The 15,713-nt window shown below is 36.2% G+C and carries 15 protein-coding genes and 1 pseudogene; 8 read left to right on the plus strand and 8 right to left on the minus strand.

Annotation, left to right across the window (positions count from 1 at the left end; genetic code table 11):
- Positions 1–150: 150 nt before the first annotated feature.
- Positions 151–1,251 carry a glycosyltransferase family 4 protein gene (locus AC3WSK_RS07890; RefSeq protein ID WP_492412145.1) on the minus strand — a complete coding sequence of 367 codons (1,101 nt, stop codon included), beginning with the start codon at positions 1,249–1,251 and terminating at the stop codon, positions 151–153.
- Between the two features lie 295 nt (positions 1,252–1,546).
- On the opposite strand from AC3WSK_RS07890, the gene AC3WSK_RS07895 reads away from it, so the two are divergent.
- From AC3WSK_RS07895 to AC3WSK_RS07910, 4 genes are read left to right on the plus strand one after another with little or no spacing between them, the layout of a single operon-like run.
- The gene (locus AC3WSK_RS07895) at positions 1,547–2,146 is read left to right on the plus strand and encodes a glycosyltransferase family 2 protein (protein ID WP_492412143.1); all 600 of its coding nucleotides are present in this window, start codon (positions 1,547–1,549) and stop codon (positions 2,144–2,146) included.
- A gap of 43 nt (positions 2,147–2,189) precedes the next feature.
- On the plus strand, positions 2,190–3,218 hold the full coding sequence (locus tag AC3WSK_RS07900) for a polysaccharide biosynthesis protein (RefSeq protein ID WP_079562096.1): 1,029 nt from the start codon (positions 2,190–2,192) through the stop codon (positions 3,216–3,218).
- Positions 3,215–4,069 carry an SDR family oxidoreductase gene (locus AC3WSK_RS07905; protein ID WP_492412140.1) on the plus strand — a complete coding sequence of 285 codons (855 nt, stop codon included), beginning with the start codon at positions 3,215–3,217 and terminating at the stop codon, positions 4,067–4,069. Before AC3WSK_RS07900 ends, AC3WSK_RS07905 begins: the two co-directional genes overlap by 4 nt.
- A 15-nt stretch (positions 4,070–4,084) precedes the next feature.
- Positions 4,085–4,645, plus strand: a complete 561-nt coding sequence (locus AC3WSK_RS07910; RefSeq protein ID WP_427483779.1) for a ribonuclease FAU-1 family protein — start codon at positions 4,085–4,087, stop codon at positions 4,643–4,645.
- 173 nt (positions 4,646–4,818) lie between these two features.
- Here the strand turns inward: AC3WSK_RS07910 and AC3WSK_RS07915 are convergent, their stop codons facing one another.
- From AC3WSK_RS07915 to pdxR, 4 genes are all read right to left on the minus strand, one after another.
- Positions 4,819–5,946, minus strand: coding sequence for a DUF4261 domain-containing protein (locus tag AC3WSK_RS07915; protein ID WP_492412138.1), 1,128 nt, complete (start codon positions 5,944–5,946; stop codon positions 4,819–4,821).
- Between the two features lie 322 nt (positions 5,947–6,268).
- Positions 6,269–6,553, minus strand: coding sequence for a hypothetical protein (locus AC3WSK_RS07920; RefSeq protein WP_427483781.1), 285 nt, complete (start codon positions 6,551–6,553; stop codon positions 6,269–6,271).
- A gap of 452 nt (positions 6,554–7,005) precedes the next feature.
- Positions 7,006–7,452 (minus strand): YfmQ family protein, encoded by a 447-nt coding sequence (locus tag AC3WSK_RS07925; protein WP_079561968.1) that lies wholly within the window; start codon positions 7,450–7,452, stop codon positions 7,006–7,008.
- Positions 7,453–7,899: 447 nt separating this feature from the next.
- Positions 7,900–9,330: a MocR-like pyridoxine biosynthesis transcription factor PdxR gene (pdxR, locus tag AC3WSK_RS07930; protein ID WP_492412135.1), complete on the minus strand. Its 1,431-nt coding sequence runs from the start codon at positions 9,328–9,330 to the stop codon at positions 7,900–7,902.
- A gap of 242 nt (positions 9,331–9,572) precedes the next feature.
- On the opposite strand from pdxR, the pseudogene AC3WSK_RS07935 reads away from it, so the two are divergent.
- Together AC3WSK_RS07935 and AC3WSK_RS07940 are read left to right on the plus strand one after the other, a co-directional pair.
- Positions 9,573–9,912 (plus strand): annotated as a pseudogene (locus AC3WSK_RS07935) (IS1595 family transposase); the annotation flags it as partial.
- 12 nt (positions 9,913–9,924) lie between these two features.
- On the plus strand, positions 9,925–10,356 hold the full coding sequence (locus AC3WSK_RS07940; protein ID WP_427483784.1) for a hypothetical protein: 432 nt from the start codon (positions 9,925–9,927) through the stop codon (positions 10,354–10,356).
- Positions 10,357–10,561: 205 nt separating this feature from the next.
- Here AC3WSK_RS07940 and AC3WSK_RS07945 read toward each other — a convergent pair whose 3' ends face one another.
- The 3 genes from AC3WSK_RS07945 to AC3WSK_RS07955 all read right to left on the minus strand — a co-directional run bounded on the left by AC3WSK_RS07945 (position 10,562) and on the right by AC3WSK_RS07955 (position 13,636).
- Positions 10,562–11,353, minus strand: a complete 792-nt coding sequence (locus AC3WSK_RS07945) for a putative hydro-lyase (protein ID WP_079561834.1) — start codon at positions 11,351–11,353, stop codon at positions 10,562–10,564.
- A 260-nt stretch (positions 11,354–11,613) separates the two neighbouring features.
- Positions 11,614–12,867: an NRAMP family divalent metal transporter gene (locus AC3WSK_RS07950; protein ID WP_492412132.1), complete on the minus strand. Its 1,254-nt coding sequence runs from the start codon at positions 12,865–12,867 to the stop codon at positions 11,614–11,616.
- A 4-nt stretch (positions 12,868–12,871) separates the two neighbouring features.
- The gene (locus tag AC3WSK_RS07955) at positions 12,872–13,636 is read right to left on the minus strand and encodes a LamB/YcsF family protein (protein ID WP_079561703.1); all 765 of its coding nucleotides are present in this window, start codon (positions 13,634–13,636) and stop codon (positions 12,872–12,874) included.
- A 276-nt stretch (positions 13,637–13,912) separates the two neighbouring features.
- Between AC3WSK_RS07955 and pxpB the strand changes: the two genes are divergently transcribed.
- Together pxpB and AC3WSK_RS07965 are read left to right on the plus strand one after the other, a co-directional pair.
- A complete protein-coding gene (gene pxpB / locus AC3WSK_RS07960) occupies positions 13,913–14,653 on the plus strand; it encodes a 5-oxoprolinase subunit PxpB (protein ID WP_079561704.1) in 741 nt (246 codons plus the stop codon).
- The gene (locus AC3WSK_RS07965) at positions 14,644–15,633 is read left to right on the plus strand and encodes a 5-oxoprolinase subunit C family protein (RefSeq protein WP_079561705.1); all 990 of its coding nucleotides are present in this window, start codon (positions 14,644–14,646) and stop codon (positions 15,631–15,633) included. Before pxpB ends, AC3WSK_RS07965 begins: the two co-directional genes overlap by 10 nt.
- The last annotated feature ends 80 nt before the right edge of the window (positions 15,634–15,713 follow it).

A 15,713-nucleotide genomic window follows, 5' to 3' on the forward strand; every position in this document is an offset into this window, starting at 1 on the left:
GTGTTTTATTCACAATAACATGGGTTTATTTCCGCTCCAACTAAACACTCTTTTCAAGGGGTACTTATTTAAAGGTGTTGGTCACGAAGAAGCGTGCTTTATTCCCCTTCTAGCGACGAATGGTCGCACTGTTCTCGTTATATACTCCTCTTATTCGATTGGCTTTTCCTCTAAATATTCGGCTACTTTTTGCACAATATGTTTCCAATTTAATTCCGCTCTTGCGAAAGTCTGGAGGTGTTCACATGCATCTGCCAATAACCCTTCCTGTTTCGTTACTTGCTGTAATGTCCGCCCAACACTTTGCCAATCATGAGTCGGATGAATTATCCCGAAGCGCTGATTATGGGTAATATCTGCAGCCCCATCAACATCAGTCGTAACGATATAACAACCATTCTTTGCGGCCTCAGCAAATACATGAGCGTAGCATTCTACTAAAGAGGTAAGGCAAAAAATTTTAGCCTTTCTATACTCCTCTTCCAATTGCATCTTATCATAAATCGGTCCCAACATTATGACCTGTGCTGCAAATGGATTTCCATCCAGCACGTTCAATAGCTCCTGTCTAAACGCCTCTGACATTGGACCTATTAACCGAAACTCCCAATCTGCAAGCTGTGCTTCTAAAAATGCTTTGACTGCTAAAAGAATTTGTTTTTCAGGAGCATCTAAACGACCTACCGTTACTATTCTATTTTTTTTCTCTTGAAATGGAACAGGCTCTGTTTGAAACAGTTCATAAAAGCCATTAGGAATACGTTTAATATCCAAATTGGTAAATTCATGAATAGAGCTTTGAATGGATTCACATTCAGAGGAAAGCACATCACAAAGCTGGAGTAACTCCGAAAAATATGGATAGGTTTTTAATCGACTTAACCAAAACCGATTAACATCTAATTTCATATAAATTTTTCCGTTTGGATTAAACTTTTTATAAGTTTTTAAGATCGATAAATACGATGGATAAGGCCCTATCGCAAATGCAATATCTATGTCCTTCGCATGCTCTATTAAATAACTATTCATATTAGCAACATAGTCATCCTCAAACGGAATATGTTGAAAAGTGACAGAAGGAAAGGTTTGTTTCAATAATGCTTCATTCATTTCAGTCGTTAAAATTGTGACATCATAGCCTAAGTATTCACCTAACAAAATAGGAACAAGGCATAAATCTTTGAAAATATGTGCGTCGGAGAGCTTATACGATTCCACACTACATATGAAGGCTATCTTTTTTGACATAACATCCCCCTTTTTTAAATGAAGCGTTTCATTAAATTATGATTTCTTGTTCAATAATGTGAAAAGATTAGTATAAGTACTGTTATCACACTAGTAAAATCACCTTATTTTAAAGTGCTTTTCTCTCTTTTAAATAACTAACGAATGTAAGCAATTGCCTACAGAACCACTCTTGCAACGCATATTGTAATAAAGAATCCTTTATGTCAATCAAAGTAAAAAGTATAGACTTTATAAAACTTCTACTTACGCCTATTGAACATTTCTACTAACAATAAAAGAATCGAGGTTTTATATGAAAATCAGTTTTTTATCACCAGCCTACAATAGTGACGAATGGATATTGACATTGTTAGAAAGTATTCCTAAAGAATACGCCTATGAAATTATCGTTTGTGATGACGGCTCAACCGACAATACTTTAGCCCTATTAGAGGACTATCAAAAAAACTGTCCTGCCTTAAAAATAATTACTCATCCAACTAATTTGGGTGCTAGTGTAGCCTATAATCGATGTATCGCAGAAGCTACTGGTGACTATGTAGCTATCATAGATAGTGATGATCACTACTTACCCGCTATTCGAAACGTCTTAGCCCAAGTAGATGGTCAGTTTGATATTTACTACTACAACATGCTTACAAAGGCAGGCTATGCATTTATAAAAGATGAATCAAACCGATACACATTACCTGGACAATTTAAAATTATTCGAAGAAGTTTTATTGGTGATGCAACCTTTACCATAAGAAAAGATATTGCCGGGGATTGGGATTTTAATTGTGCTTTAATGGATAAGAACCCGACAAGTAAATATACAAATGAATTGGCATACTGGTATAACTTCCCAAGGGAGAATTCTGAATATGATTTACATCGAAGAGGATTAAAATAACGCCCTTATTTCCATGCATGCAGGAGGTGTAATTAACAATACAATGTTTAAAGATAAAGTTCTTCTCATTACTGGCGGCACCGGCTCTTTTGGTAATGCAGTATTAAAGAGGTTTTTAAATACCGACATTAAGGAAATACGCATCTTTTCAAGAGATGAGAAAAAGCAGGATGATATGCGGAAACTCTATCAACATCCTAAAATTAAATTTTTTATAGGCGATGTACGTGACATCCAAAGCATTCATAATGCGATGTATGATGTCGATTTTGTTTTTCATGCAGCCGCTCTTAAGCAGGTCCCCTCTTGCGAATTTTTTCCACTAGAAGCAGTTAAGACGAACATTCTAGGCACTGATAATGTTTTAACCGCGGGTATTCGAGCTGGTGTTAAAAAAATTATTTGCCTGTCTACAGATAAGGCTGCTTATCCAGTAAACGCAATGGGAATTTCGAAGGCTATGATGGAAAAAACGTTTATTGCTAAGTCTAGAATGGTTCATCCAGATAAAACATTGATTTGTGGAACACGATACGGAAATGTCATGGCTTCAAGGGGCTCTGTTATTCCTTTATTTATCGAACAAATTAAAGCTGGCAAGCCCTTAACGATTACCGATCCTAAAATGACACGCTTTATGATGAGCCTTGATGAGGCAGTAGAATTAGTTTTATACGCCTTCTCACACGCTGACAACGGGGACATTATGGTGCAAAAATCACCAGCTGCTTATATTGAGGATTTAGCACAGGCATTACTAGAAATTTTTCAAGCTCAAAATAAAATACAAACTATCGGAACACGGCATGGCGAAAAGATTTACGAAGTGTTATTAACAAAGGAAGAAGCTGCGAAGGCCATTGATATGGGGAATTTTTATAGAATCCCTGCAGATAACCGTGATTTAAATTATGGAAAATATCTTGATGAGGGCTCTCCTAAAATTACGTTAACCGACGAATACAACTCTACTAATACGAAAATACTATCCGTCGCTGAAATAAAAGAAAAATTATTAAAGCTTCCGCTCATTCAAGAAGAATTACAAAATTGGATGGGAGGAAAACCTTGAAATTTTTAGTACTTGGAGCTACTGGAATGGCTGGCCACACGATTTCACTCTATTTGTACGCCCAAGGGCATGACGTAACAACCTATTCGCGATCAGCCTTTTCTTGCGGAAATAATATTACGGGAGATATTACAGATACAAATTTTTTAAAAGCACTAGTTTTAGATCACGACTATGATGTTGCGGTCAATTGTATCGGTGTATTAAATGACGCCTGTGAAACAGACCGCGAGAAAAGTGTATATCTCAATAGTTATTTGCCTCATGCCATTGAATCTTTATTAACAAACAGTAACACTAAGCTTATTCATTTAAGTACAGATTGTGTATTCTCAGGAAAAGCCGCTCCCTATCATGAAAAAAGCCTTCGTGATGGGGAAACCTTTTACGACCGTACGAAGGGGCTAGGAGAAATTGAAAGCACTCAACATCTAACGTTTCGTAATTCTATCATCGGTCCTGATTTGAAGGAGGATGGTATTGGCCTTTTTAATTGGTTTATGAAACAACATAATACTATTCGCGGCTATACGGGTGCAATATGGACCGGAGTTACGACCCTAACATTAGCAAAAGCAATTGAACGTGCAGCACTTGAAGGTACAACAGGCCTCTACCACCTCGTCAACAATAGCAGTATTTCAAAATTTGAGTTACTGCAATTATTCAATACGCATTTCAAGGAAAATAAAGTAACGATCCAGCCATATCCCCCCGTAAACATTGATAAAACACTAGTCAACACAAGAAAAGATTTTTCATTTACCGTACCGAGCTATGAAGAAATGATCCTTGAGATGAAAAACTGGATATGGCAGCATAAAGATTTGTATCCCCATTATTTAAAATGAGTTTGGAGGTTCAGTATGCTTAAAAGAAAGTTCGGTGACCGTTCGGAATGGTCGCGGGTTATCGAAAGAAAGTATAGTCAGTCATACCTTGACACTAGAGAATTCAAGGGTTTTATAACTTTATTGAAAACAGTCCTAGTTACTGAACCTTTATTCGTGAATTATGGAGAGAAAAAACTATGTATTGTTGATAACGGTTATATATGGTTACAACAATTTCCCCTCGAAAAAAACCATTCTGTAACAACTATGTTTAATGCTAACGGAGAAATAATTCAATGGTATATCGATATTTGCCATAGAAACGCAATAGAAGATAATGTTCCTTATATGGATGATCTATTTTTAGATCTTATTTTGTTACCATCAGGAGAGTTGATTGAGAAAGATGCTGATGAATTAGAAGAAGCTTATTTGAATGGCATCATTGATAAATCTTTGTATGATTTGGCTTGGAACGAGCTAAACAGCATCAAAGGTGATATACGCAAAGCTGAATTTAAGTTAGTTAACCTTGCTATACAACATAAAAATATTTTAATAAATGAATCATACGCGAACAAGATGCTTAAATAAGCACAACATCCGGAACGACCAAAGGCTGTATTGTAAAAGGTATCTACATTTCAACATTGTATGAAGCTAACATCTTAAAGGTTAAAAAGATGGTATCCCTCCCCTCACTTACAATTGGAAATGGGATTATGAAGCAAAAAAGACACCTGCTACGGTGTCTTTTGGTCATGAAACTAGTATTTGATTTTGAGAGTATCCCCATCGACATAAACTGCCTCGGAACGGGAAATCGGTAGCTTTTGCTCTGCTGAGAAGCCAATCGTTTCTCCATCCCTTAAAGTGACATTCTCTTCTACAATATATCCGGAAATCGTAATCAAAAAATCACGCAGTTCGGCAGGAGTTGCTTGACTATCCAAAATTTCAATTTCATCCTTGCCAAAGGCTTTTAACCCATAAGTATATCCATCTACCCCTTTTTCCGTTCCGACCAGGCCGAAATAAACAAGATTCAGTAAAGGAAACATGTCGTCATTTTTCATGACTTCAGCCATATCCTGAAAAAGTTCAGGCTGGAATACGGTGCCAGATGTATAGATCCCTATTGCGTTAGGAAGCTTTAAACAACTTGCCGCCAGCTTAGTGTATAACCTGCCACTGTCCAGTGGGGAGCTGGAGCGGGTAAATGCAGCTAGGATGATTTGAGCTACATGCGTTTGAGTAACCTCCACGGCTTCCTTCCACATGTAATTTCCCTGTGCATAATATTCAGCCTCACCATCTGGTACGGGAGCTTCGACAAAGCTAACCGCTAACATGCAGTCGTCTACTTCAAAGACCAAGGTTCCTTCCTCTGTTTCTTCGGCGTTTTCCTCATCATCTACTGACGAGCAAGTGATGTTCCAATCATTCAAAAGGTTGGTCTTTATCTGATCAATATCACATTCTGCAGAGTTAAGCAGAACAAACCCGTTAAAAATACCAGAACCATTATCTTGCGTTTCCGTCTCATCCTCCATGGATTGAGCAGCTTCATATGCTGCAGCCTGCTGCATCCAGTATTCTCGGATTAATTCTACCATCTTTACAGCTTCTTGCTCTGCAGTCGCAGGGTCATAAGGTTGCATCTCGCTGAATACATGGCCGCAATGCTCAGTGTCAGACGGATCCTCATAGCCTCCGCATACGCCAAGGAGCCATTTTCCTAGAATAGTTTTTTTATACTTGAATATATAGTAGTGGATATCATATAAATCAAATTCTGCTGCAATTTCTATTTTCTTGGGCTCTTGCCCAAGTTCGTGTTCATCTGCTAGCCAGTCGATCATGGATTGCATTGCTGCCTGTTGTTGAGCTGTCATCAATTTCTCTCCTTTATGAATGTATGATTCTACAATTATACTACCAACTTTAGGAAGATGAATAATGAATCGAAAATTATCCCAAAAATTAGTGTTTTACTTCTATTTCTGCTTCTATTCCCCATGGGCTTTAGGCCAACAAATGTCTTACATGCGAAAGCGAAGCGGCAACAACAACAATAACAGTACGATGTTAAGTTCTTAGCCTGAGATTCCTCTATTTCAGCGAGTGTTTAAACACCCGCTGAGAAGAAGCTTAAATCCGCATTCATCTACAGCTCTTAACAAAGAAATAAAACCCTAATTTGTTGATATAGAAGTATTATTCAATGCTTTCATTTGGTTCCGTTTTTGTGAAAATACCTGCAATGATTACGATCATTCCACCTAACAATATAAGAAGATGAAAAACAATTAAAGAAGCGGTTCCTTCTAAACCATGAATCACCTTCGTTTCGTGTAACAAAGGTAAAGTAAGTGGATACGTCAAAACCGATAACAACAAAACGATTCCCGTTATTATTCTTTTTTTCTTTTTCCTTGTAGTTAGGCTTAAAGAAAACGTAACAATTGCAAGTGCTACAACGATAAAAATGATTAATATCATTTTAGGAAGCCTCCCTTTACTTTAATACGTTCCAGACTAAATTTTATTCCAATTATAAATAAATTTACCATTTCAAATCAAACTTCATCTGCCTATCACTTCGGTAGCTGGACCTTAAACTCTTGCCTTGGCTTGCATGAGGGACGACACAATTTCGGTTTATTCGGTTTGCCTTAGGTCGGAGGATTTTAAAAATGCAGGTCAGATTGCCGTTATCGCATGGATGCGAAGGTTTTAGACTAACATCCTCTTAGAACTTTTTTACGAACATTTGCTAAAAGAAGTTTAAGGAAGTTTTTCATCAAGTATTAAGTGCTAAGATGAGTAGTAATATAATCCCGACTTTTTTGTAATAAAAAAATCCTCCATTCAATTGAAGTGGAAGATAATTTCGACGTAATGTTCAGGGTATTAAAAAGGGATTCTACGTCAGTGACCGAATCCCTAATTTTTTAATGATTTGCATTTGTAGTTAAAGCTGCGAAATTTTGTAGATGTTCAGAACTAATACTATATGAAACAACCTTCTCCTTGTACTTCTTGACTACATCAACATGATTGTCGTAACTAAAAACAAAGAAATTAACATCTTTTTTGCCTCTTTTTACGTTCATGATAAATGGGGTAACATTAGTCTCTGGTTGTAAAAATAATTTTTCATTACCTGGAAATATATAATGTTTTTTCAAAAAGGAAGCTTTATTAAAATAGTCTGTAAATCTATTTTTTTCTTCCTCATCTAAATTATTTCCATTAAATGTTACCGTAACATCTTTTGAATCAAGTTTTTTATGAAGTTCAAATTTACTTACCCCCCATCCCACAGCTATACTGGGAGGGCTCATTATCAATTTAAGAATAGATCCAATCACTAGCGTAATAATCATACCTGTTGTCATATCATATCAACTCTTTCAATAATTTAAACATTTTAGTAGCAATTACTATATTATTATCTTAATTGCACATTGTTTCATAAAGAATAATTAGTAATTAAGCTATATCGATGCTTTAACATCCACCTCTTCATGATAAGGGATTACTATTTTTTATAACCATCCAATTCGATGTTTTTTTGACCATCCATTTACCGTAGGGATAAAAATATCTGGTGTGTTGATTTGCCATTTTTATACACCCGAAGAGACTGATTTCCGCTACGGGCTACTCGCTTTCCTACGGGAGTCGAGTAGCCCTACGCTACAATCAGTTAAAATGAAAATATATTAGCAAATAGGTAACAAAAAATCCTTTTACCGCTCAATAATAAACCTATTTTTTCCAAACAAACACACCTGTAAATATTTTAGCCATCCAATCTAACACATTTTTAGTCATCAAATTGTCTATATACTATTAAGGACTTCTGCAAACCTTTTGATTCCTTCATCGATTGAATCTTCATCTTCCTTCGCGAAAGTAAAACGAACAAAACCATCTTTGGATCCCAGTGTAGAACCAGGAACATAAATGACGCCTCTTTTAATGGATTCTTCAAGCAATTGGGTTTCATTATAATTTTTAAGTATTTTGCACCATATATGAATACCACCTTGAGGAATAGAATATTCCACCTGATTTTTTAAATAAGTATCGAGGCTTTCTATAATTTTATCTCTCCTTTTCTCTAATTCCTTAATTAAACTTTTTATATGAATTTGAAAATTTTCTGATTCTAAAAAATCATTCGCTACCCATTGTGTATAGCTAGAATGACCGAAGTCGATTTGTTGTTTCGCATCGGATAACCTTTCAATCACCGATGTTGGGCCAATAATCCACCCTATTCTTAATCCTGAGGCAACAATTTTGGACAAAGAACTAATGTATAATACGTTGCCATTCCTATCCATTGATTTTAGGGTAGAGATTTTATCTCCTGAAAAAGCTGTTAAACTATAAGGATCATCTTCTACTACTGGAATTCCAAGCTTTGAGGATATGTCTAAAATCGCTTCTTTTTTCTTTTTATTCAATAAGGAGCCCGTTGGATTTTGAAAATATGGATTTAAAAAAATCATTTTGATTCGGTGTTTTTTATATAATAACTCCAAATCTTCTGGGTTTATTCCATCCTTATCGACAGGTAGATAATGTATTTGTATACCTACTGATTTGAAAATTGGAAGATTATAATTGTAGGAAGGATCTTCTATTGCTATTGCATCTCCAGGCTTTAACAAACATTGCACAATTAAATGTAATGCTTGTTGCGCTCCTGATGTTATAAGTATTGAAGAAGGATTAGTTTCGATCCCTCGACTTTTTTTCACGTGTTTTGCAATAGTAGTTCTAAGGATTTCATTCCCCTGTGGATGATCGTATCCAAGGCTTCCAATAAAAGAACGTGTTGACGTTATCTCGCTTAAAATTTTTTTTGGGAAAAGCTCTTCTGACAATTCACCGGAAGCTAAATTTATTATTTTATGTTCAACAGCTTCTTTTCTTATTTTTTGCGTGACAGGTTGACTCGGCAGAAAAGAACCCGCCTCAATATACCTATTCCAACTAGGAATCCGCTTTTTTGTTATACCCCATATATCTTTACTAATGGTAGTACCGCTTCCTCTAGTCCTTTCAATTAGCCCCATCGATTCTAATTCGTCATATGCATGAACGACAGTACTTCTATTTAAATTTAAAGCACTCGCTAAATATCTCTCTGATGGTAATGGTTTATCAGGTGGAAATGTACCATCTGCAATGCCCTTTTCAATATATTCTGCGAGTTGTTTATAGATCGCCTTTTTCGCTTTTCTATCAGGTTTCCAATCCATATATATACACCTCATTAGTTCCTTAAAACTTGCATTTTCTTCTTATAACAGTGTTACTCCTGATAAAAAATTATATATTAATATTATTTCAATTGTAATGTACCATCCACTTTTTTGTTATTTTAGCCATCCACTAAAGAAATCAATCCTCATTTTCGTTTATGTTGATATTTGAATAAAACGAACCTTCGTTCTATAATGGTTATATAAAAAAGGACAAAAGTGCCAAGTTATCCTAATCGAATACCCTTTGTACAGATACTTAGCGGGCTTTCAAAACCTATGCAAAAGATAAAGGGTTAGAGCATTATCCCTCCAAATCGGATGGAAAGGAACGAGTAAAAGGACTTTACCATTTCCAAAATGCCAATAACTATCATAGCCGTCTGAAAGGCTGGATGAACCGTTTTAATGGTGTGGCAACAAAATACCTCAACCATTATTTGAGTTGGTTTCAATTCCTAGATGTAATCAGATTCCGTAATGATTCTATTTCTGTAAGCAAAAAGGGTGATTGATAGTTGCCTATTCTCAACAGATGCAACTTATAAAAAGCTCAGATTATTGAGATTTACTGTTTAAAGGGGTGATAAAATGATTGAAATAACTTATGATTTAAGTACCTTGGAAGACAATTGTTATATAGAGATTCTTCCTGATAAGTATAAAGTAAAATGTTGGAATACATCTTCAATTTTCTTTACAGAAGAAAACTTTGGCTATATTATGCCTGCCTTCGAAAAGTGCTATAAGAAATTCGATTATTATGATGCCAATGAAATAGATATAGAAACTTGGAAGTTAATTATTTGGGAATTAGAAAAAATGAAACAATATCTATCTGATAATCCTAATCCACATTCACTGAAGGATGTTATAGGGTTTCTGTTCCTCAATTCCGAGGAAGAATTTTTGAAAAACTATGATACAAACTTGAAGCAGCTTATCTCGATGATTACCGAATTTCATTCGTGGATAAATGAAAAAAGTGTCTCAACTAAGTTCATTACCGTTTTAGGAATGTAATTTATTGAGTACAAAGGACTTCTAAATACTGAAGTCCTTTGTAAATATTAAAAATCAACAATATTATTTAACAGAGCCTTATAAAAAAAATCAAAGCTGATGGAATTTTACTCGTCGTAAAACTTCACCAGCTTTTTAGATTTCAGAAATTGGTTTTGTCCCATCCCCTTGACGCTTACTATAAATAGACGTCCTCGATCATTCCTTAAAGTATGCTCAAACTTGTTTCCTTTATATCAGTGATTAGCATATGACCCGGTGCATGGGTAATTATAATAGAAGGTTTACTTTCCATTGCTACTGCCTGAGGTGTTACGCCACAAGCCCAAAATACTGGTACTTCCCCTGACTTAATGGACACGGCATCACCGAAATCTGGTTTTGAAATATCCGTAATACCTATCTGTTCTGGACTACCAATATGAATTGGTGCACCGTGTACATTTGGAAAGCGCGAAGTAATTTGGATTGCACGAATGGCATCCTCTGGAGTCATAGGGCGCATACTGACAACAGTTGGTCCTTCAAACACACCTGCTTTCTCACACGCGATATTTGTTTTATACATTGGCACATTACCATTCTCTTGAATATGTCTTATTGGAATACCAGCTTCAAGAAGAGATGTTTCAAATGTAAAGCTACACCCTATTAAAAAACCTACCATATCCTCCTCCCAATAATCTGTAATATCTAATACTTCTTCAGTTAAAATACCATCCCGATAAATACGATATTTCGGAATGTCCTTGCGAATATCTGCATTTTTTGCAATTTTTGAAGGTATAAATGATCCAGGTTCTGTCACGTCTAATAATGGACATGGCTTTGGATTTCGCTGACAAAATAGTAGAAAGTCAAAGGCATGCTCCTTCTTCAAAATCACTAAATTTGCTTGGGTAAACCCAATCGACATGCCAGAAGTTGGTCCAGAAATTTCTTGATTGCGAATTAGTTTTCGGATTTCATTCGGCTCTAAAGCACTATATGTTGTCATCATCAATTCACTCCTTATCAATTATGCCTTGGCGTAATTGCGTCCGGATTTTGAATTGTGCCAGCACAATTCATTCCTTTGAAAATCCGTGACATCCGCCGGAGGCTTTTATTTTTATTCAGTAGGTGTTTGGATACCCACTGAAAAGGTACAAAAATCGCATTCATCTCACCAACTATAGAGGTGGGAGTCTTCTGCTGAATAAAGATAAATTAACCATCCATGAAAAGATGCTCATGGATGGTTGTTTGGTTGTTAGATTAACTAAGAACTTTTGGAATTTCTTCAAATAATGTAACAATGCTGAGATATCCCATAAGAACAACTACCATTGCTCCAGTGACAGTTAACCAACGTGGATGCCTATATGTACCAACAATTTCTTTTTTGTGTGCAGCAACTAATATAATACCAAGTGATAATGGTAAAACTAGTGCATTTAATGCACCTACCAAAATTAACACATTAACAGGCTTTCCAACCAAGGCAAAAGTTGTTGTTGAAATGACGATAAATGCTATAATCACCCAATTATGATATTTTTCAATGTTAGGGTGGAATGAACGAATAAATGAAACGGATGTATAAGCTGCACCTACAACAGAAGTAATCGCTGCAGCCCACATAATCATACCAAACATACGATAACCGATATTACCCGCAGCTAATTGGAATACAGATGCAGGTGGATTGGCAGGATCAATAACTAAACCTTTTGAAACAACACCAAGAACAGCTAAAAATAAAGCAATACGCATTACGCCAGTAATCAATATCCCTGTCACAGAGCTTTTTGTTACTTCTGGCAAGGATTCTTGTCCTTTGATGCCAGCGTCCAAAAGGCGGTGACCACCAGCAAAAGTAATGTAACCCCCAACTGATCCACCAACCAAAGTTACAATCGCAAACCAGCTAATTTCTTTAGGCCAAACGGTGTTTACAATCGCATCTCCTACAGGTGGTGAAGTTTTAAAAGCAACGAATAGCATGAGGAGAATCATGACACCGCCAGCAATTTGCGCAACCTTGTCCATTGCCTTTCCTGCTTCTTTATAGATAAATATAAAAATAGCAAAAAGTGCACTTACAATGGCACCCATAATTGGATTTACGCCAAGCATTGCATTTAACCCTAATCCAGCTCCAGCAACGTTCCCAATATTAAATGCTAAACCACCTGTAACAATCATAATTGCAAGGATAACACCTAATCCAGGTAACACCTTATTGGCAATTTCTTGCCCACGCAAGCCAGAAACAGCAATGATTCGCCAAACGTTTACCTGTGCGACAATATCTAGAATTAATGAGATTAAAATTACAAATCCAAAGCTAGCCGCTAATTGCTGTGTAAATACTGTCGTTTGTGTTAAAAAACCTGGTCCAATAGATGAGGTAGCCATTAAAAAGGCAGCTCCTATTAACACACTTTTACTTGCTGTTTTCTTAACAAATTTACCTTTTTTCTCTTGCTCGATTCCCGCTTCACTAACTTCCGATTTTTTTGCTACCATTGGCTTACCCCTCCTTGATTGCACGTACTGATATTTGATGATCTGCTAATCTTGAATGAATATATTCTGCAAATTCTACAGCATGTTCCCCATCCCCATGAATACAAATAGTATTTGCCTGTAATGGGACATCGATTTTCTGTTGTGACAGCACAATTCCCTCTTTCACCATTCTCACAACTTGATTCACAGCTTGTTCTTTATCGGTAATCAATGCATCAGGTTGTTTACGAGATGTTAAAGAACCATCCTTCTGATAGGTACGATCTGCAAACACTTCATGGGCTGTTTGAAGCCCTACTTTTTCTCCGGCTTTTGTTAATTCACTACCTGAGAGACCGAATAACACAAGTGAAGGTGAAATATCATAAATGGCTTGTGCGATTGCCTCAGCAATCGCTGGATTTTTAGCAGCCATATTATAAAGTGCTCCATGTGGTTTAACATGCTGCATCGTTTCATTGTAAGTCGTTAGAAAACCTTGCAATGCTCCAACTTGATAAATGACCATATCATAGGCTTCCTGTGGTGTGATGTTCATCTCACGTCGTCCAAAGCCATTTAAATCCGGTAATCCTGGATGTGCCCCGATTTTCACACCATTAGCGATGGCTAGCTTAACTGTCTCTCGCATGACTGTTGGATCTCCAGCATGGAATCCACAAGCAATATTAGCAGAAGTTACATATTTTAAGATTTCTTCTTGCTCTCCAAGTCGATAACGACCAAAACTTTCCCCTAAATCACAGTTTAAATCAACTCGAAACATCTTCTTCCCCCATTTTCTTCCCACTAAAATAGTTACACTGAATACGTTTACAAACATTCTGTACCGATATTCGGAACTTAAGTTTTGAAATTTAAAAAAATCTTATCATATTTTATTATTACTGAAAAGTATAAATTTAAAATTTTGAGAAAGAATTTTTTTTTTGAAATTTTCATTTAAATTAAACTTGTTTTCGTTTATTGTTTAAATATAATATTAATAATCCGTTATTTAAAACTTACATACCGAATTACGAAACTTCAGGAGATGGTTTTTATGATGAATTTAAAAGAGAATGTACAGATAAGACCTTTGAGTGATTCTGCACTAGTTATACATGTAGGTGAAGGAATCAGTGAGGCAAATCACAACAAAGTTAAAAATATATTGAACTTATTAGAGAGAAATCCATTTAAAGGATTCATCGAAGTTGTACCTGCCTATAATAATGTGACGGTTTATTACAATCCGATTGAAGTATACTTTTCAAATATAGGAAAAGAAGGCGAAATGCCTTACGAAAAGGTGAAAGCAACAATTCTTTCTTTAATGAATCAATCTCACATAGTTGAAACAACGAAGGCACGTGTCGTAAAAATCCCTGTAGTATATGGTGGTGAAATGGGACCAGATTTAGAATTTGTAGCCTCTTATCATGGTTTAACACCTAATGAAGTGATTAACATTCATTCTTCTGTGGAATATCTTGTTTACATGATAGGCTTTGCTCCAGGTTTTCCGTTTATGGGAGGAATGGACAAACGGATAGCAACACCTCGTAAAGAAACTCCACGGTTATCGATTACTCCGGGGTCTGTTGGAATTGCGGGAAATCAAACAGGTATTTATCCATTAGAAACTCCAGGGGGATGGCAAATTATCGGACGAACACCTTCTCGTTTGTTTCTACCTGAACAATCTCCTCCAACCTTATTACAACCTGGTGATCGAATTCAGTTTGTACCAATTTCGTTGGAAGAATATAAGAGCGACTGGGAGATGAAAACATGGGCATAAAAGTATTACAGCCAGGTATGCTGGCAACCATTCAAGACCTAGGAAGATATAGGCTACAAAAGTTTGGTATTATCGTCGGAGGAGCAATGGATTCAAATTCCTTACGAATTGCGAATTTACTTGTTGGTAATTCGGAAGGAGAAGGCGCTCTTGAGGTGACACTTTATGGAACATCCCTTTTATTCGAAACGGATGAACTGATCGCTATTACAGGTGGTAATTTGCAACCTACAATAGACGGCAAAGAAGCACCAATGTGGCGACCACTTTTAATTCAAAAAGGATCTGTTTTGAAATTTAATACTGCGATTAGTGGTTGCCGAGCTTACGTATCAATTAGTGGCGGAATTCAAGTGCCCGAAGTGATGAACAGTAAAAGCACCTACATACGTGCTGGAATTGGAGGATTTCAAGGAAGAAAATTACTGAAGAATGATGTCTTTGAATTAGTTAGACGATCAGAGTTAGGAGAGGCTCTTTTTGAACAATTAAAAAAAGAACCAACGTACCTTCCTTGGTCCGCTGATTACACATCCTTTGTTTCATTAAAAAAAACACAAACAATCCGCTTTATAAGAGGCTCTGAATATGAGCATTTCGATGAGGAGAGTTTAAAAAAATTTCTTTCAACACCTTACACCATCACAACACACGCAGATCGAATGGGCTATCGATTAGAAGGAGAAGCTATTCAATTAAAAGAGCCATTTGAATTATTATCGGAAGGAGTTACATTCGGAACGATTCAAGTGCCCTCCAATGGGCAACCAATTATTTTAATGGCAGATCGTCAAACAACTGGTGGATATCCTAAAATAGCTCAAGTGATTGCTGCCGATTTACCATCATTAGCACAAATGCAAACAAATGGTCGAATCTATTTTAAAGAGGTCACTCTTGAAGAAGCTCAATTGGCATTAATTCATCAAGAAAGAAAACGAAATGAATTAGCATTTGGGCTCCGTTTAAAAAGGTTATAGCATATTTAGATAATAATATTTTCTAAAAATCAGCAACTCCAACACAAAATGGGTAATCTCAAATAACTTTTGAGACTACC

It is taken from the genome of Lysinibacillus sp. EB271-A1-10B (genome assembly GCF_058791335.1).

What these genes read in the sequence shown, in the direction of transcription:
- AC3WSK_RS07890 (WP_492412145.1), bottom strand. Translation starts at nt 1,251, where the DNA reads ATGTCAAAAAAGATAGCCTTCATATGTAGTGTGGAATCGTATAAGCTC.
- AC3WSK_RS07900 (WP_079562096.1), top strand. Translation starts at nt 2,190, where the DNA reads ATGTTTAAAGATAAAGTTCTTCTCATTACTGGCGGCACCGGCTCTTTT.
- AC3WSK_RS07910 (WP_427483779.1), top strand. Translation starts at nt 4,085, where the DNA reads ATGCTTAAAAGAAAGTTCGGTGACCGTTCGGAATGGTCGCGGGTTATC.
- pdxR (WP_492412135.1), bottom strand. Translation starts at nt 9,330, where the DNA reads ATGGATTGGAAACCTGATAGAAAAGCGAAAAAGGCGATCTATAAACAA.
- AC3WSK_RS07945 (WP_079561834.1), bottom strand. Translation starts at nt 11,353, where the DNA reads ATGACAACATATAGTGCTTTAGAGCCGAATGAAATCCGAAAACTAATT.
- AC3WSK_RS07940 (WP_427483784.1), top strand. Translation starts at nt 9,925, where the DNA reads ATGATTGAAATAACTTATGATTTAAGTACCTTGGAAGACAATTGTTAT.
- AC3WSK_RS07915 (WP_492412138.1), bottom strand. Translation starts at nt 5,946, where the DNA reads ATGACAGCTCAACAACAGGCAGCAATGCAATCCATGATCGACTGGCTA.
- AC3WSK_RS07925 (WP_079561968.1), bottom strand. Translation starts at nt 7,452, where the DNA reads ATGACAACAGGTATGATTATTACGCTAGTGATTGGATCTATTCTTAAA.
- AC3WSK_RS07895 (WP_492412143.1), top strand. Translation starts at nt 1,547, where the DNA reads ATGAAAATCAGTTTTTTATCACCAGCCTACAATAGTGACGAATGGATA.
- AC3WSK_RS07955 (WP_079561703.1), bottom strand. Translation starts at nt 13,636, where the DNA reads ATGTTTCGAGTTGATTTAAACTGTGATTTAGGGGAAAGTTTTGGTCGT.
- pxpB (WP_079561704.1), top strand. Translation starts at nt 13,913, where the DNA reads ATGATGAATTTAAAAGAGAATGTACAGATAAGACCTTTGAGTGATTCT.
- AC3WSK_RS07965 (WP_079561705.1), top strand. Translation starts at nt 14,644, where the DNA reads ATGGGCATAAAAGTATTACAGCCAGGTATGCTGGCAACCATTCAAGAC.
- AC3WSK_RS07920 (WP_427483781.1), bottom strand. Translation starts at nt 6,553, where the DNA reads ATGATATTAATCATTTTTATCGTTGTAGCACTTGCAATTGTTACGTTT.
- AC3WSK_RS07950 (WP_492412132.1), bottom strand. Translation starts at nt 12,867, where the DNA reads ATGGTAGCAAAAAAATCGGAAGTTAGTGAAGCGGGAATCGAGCAAGAG.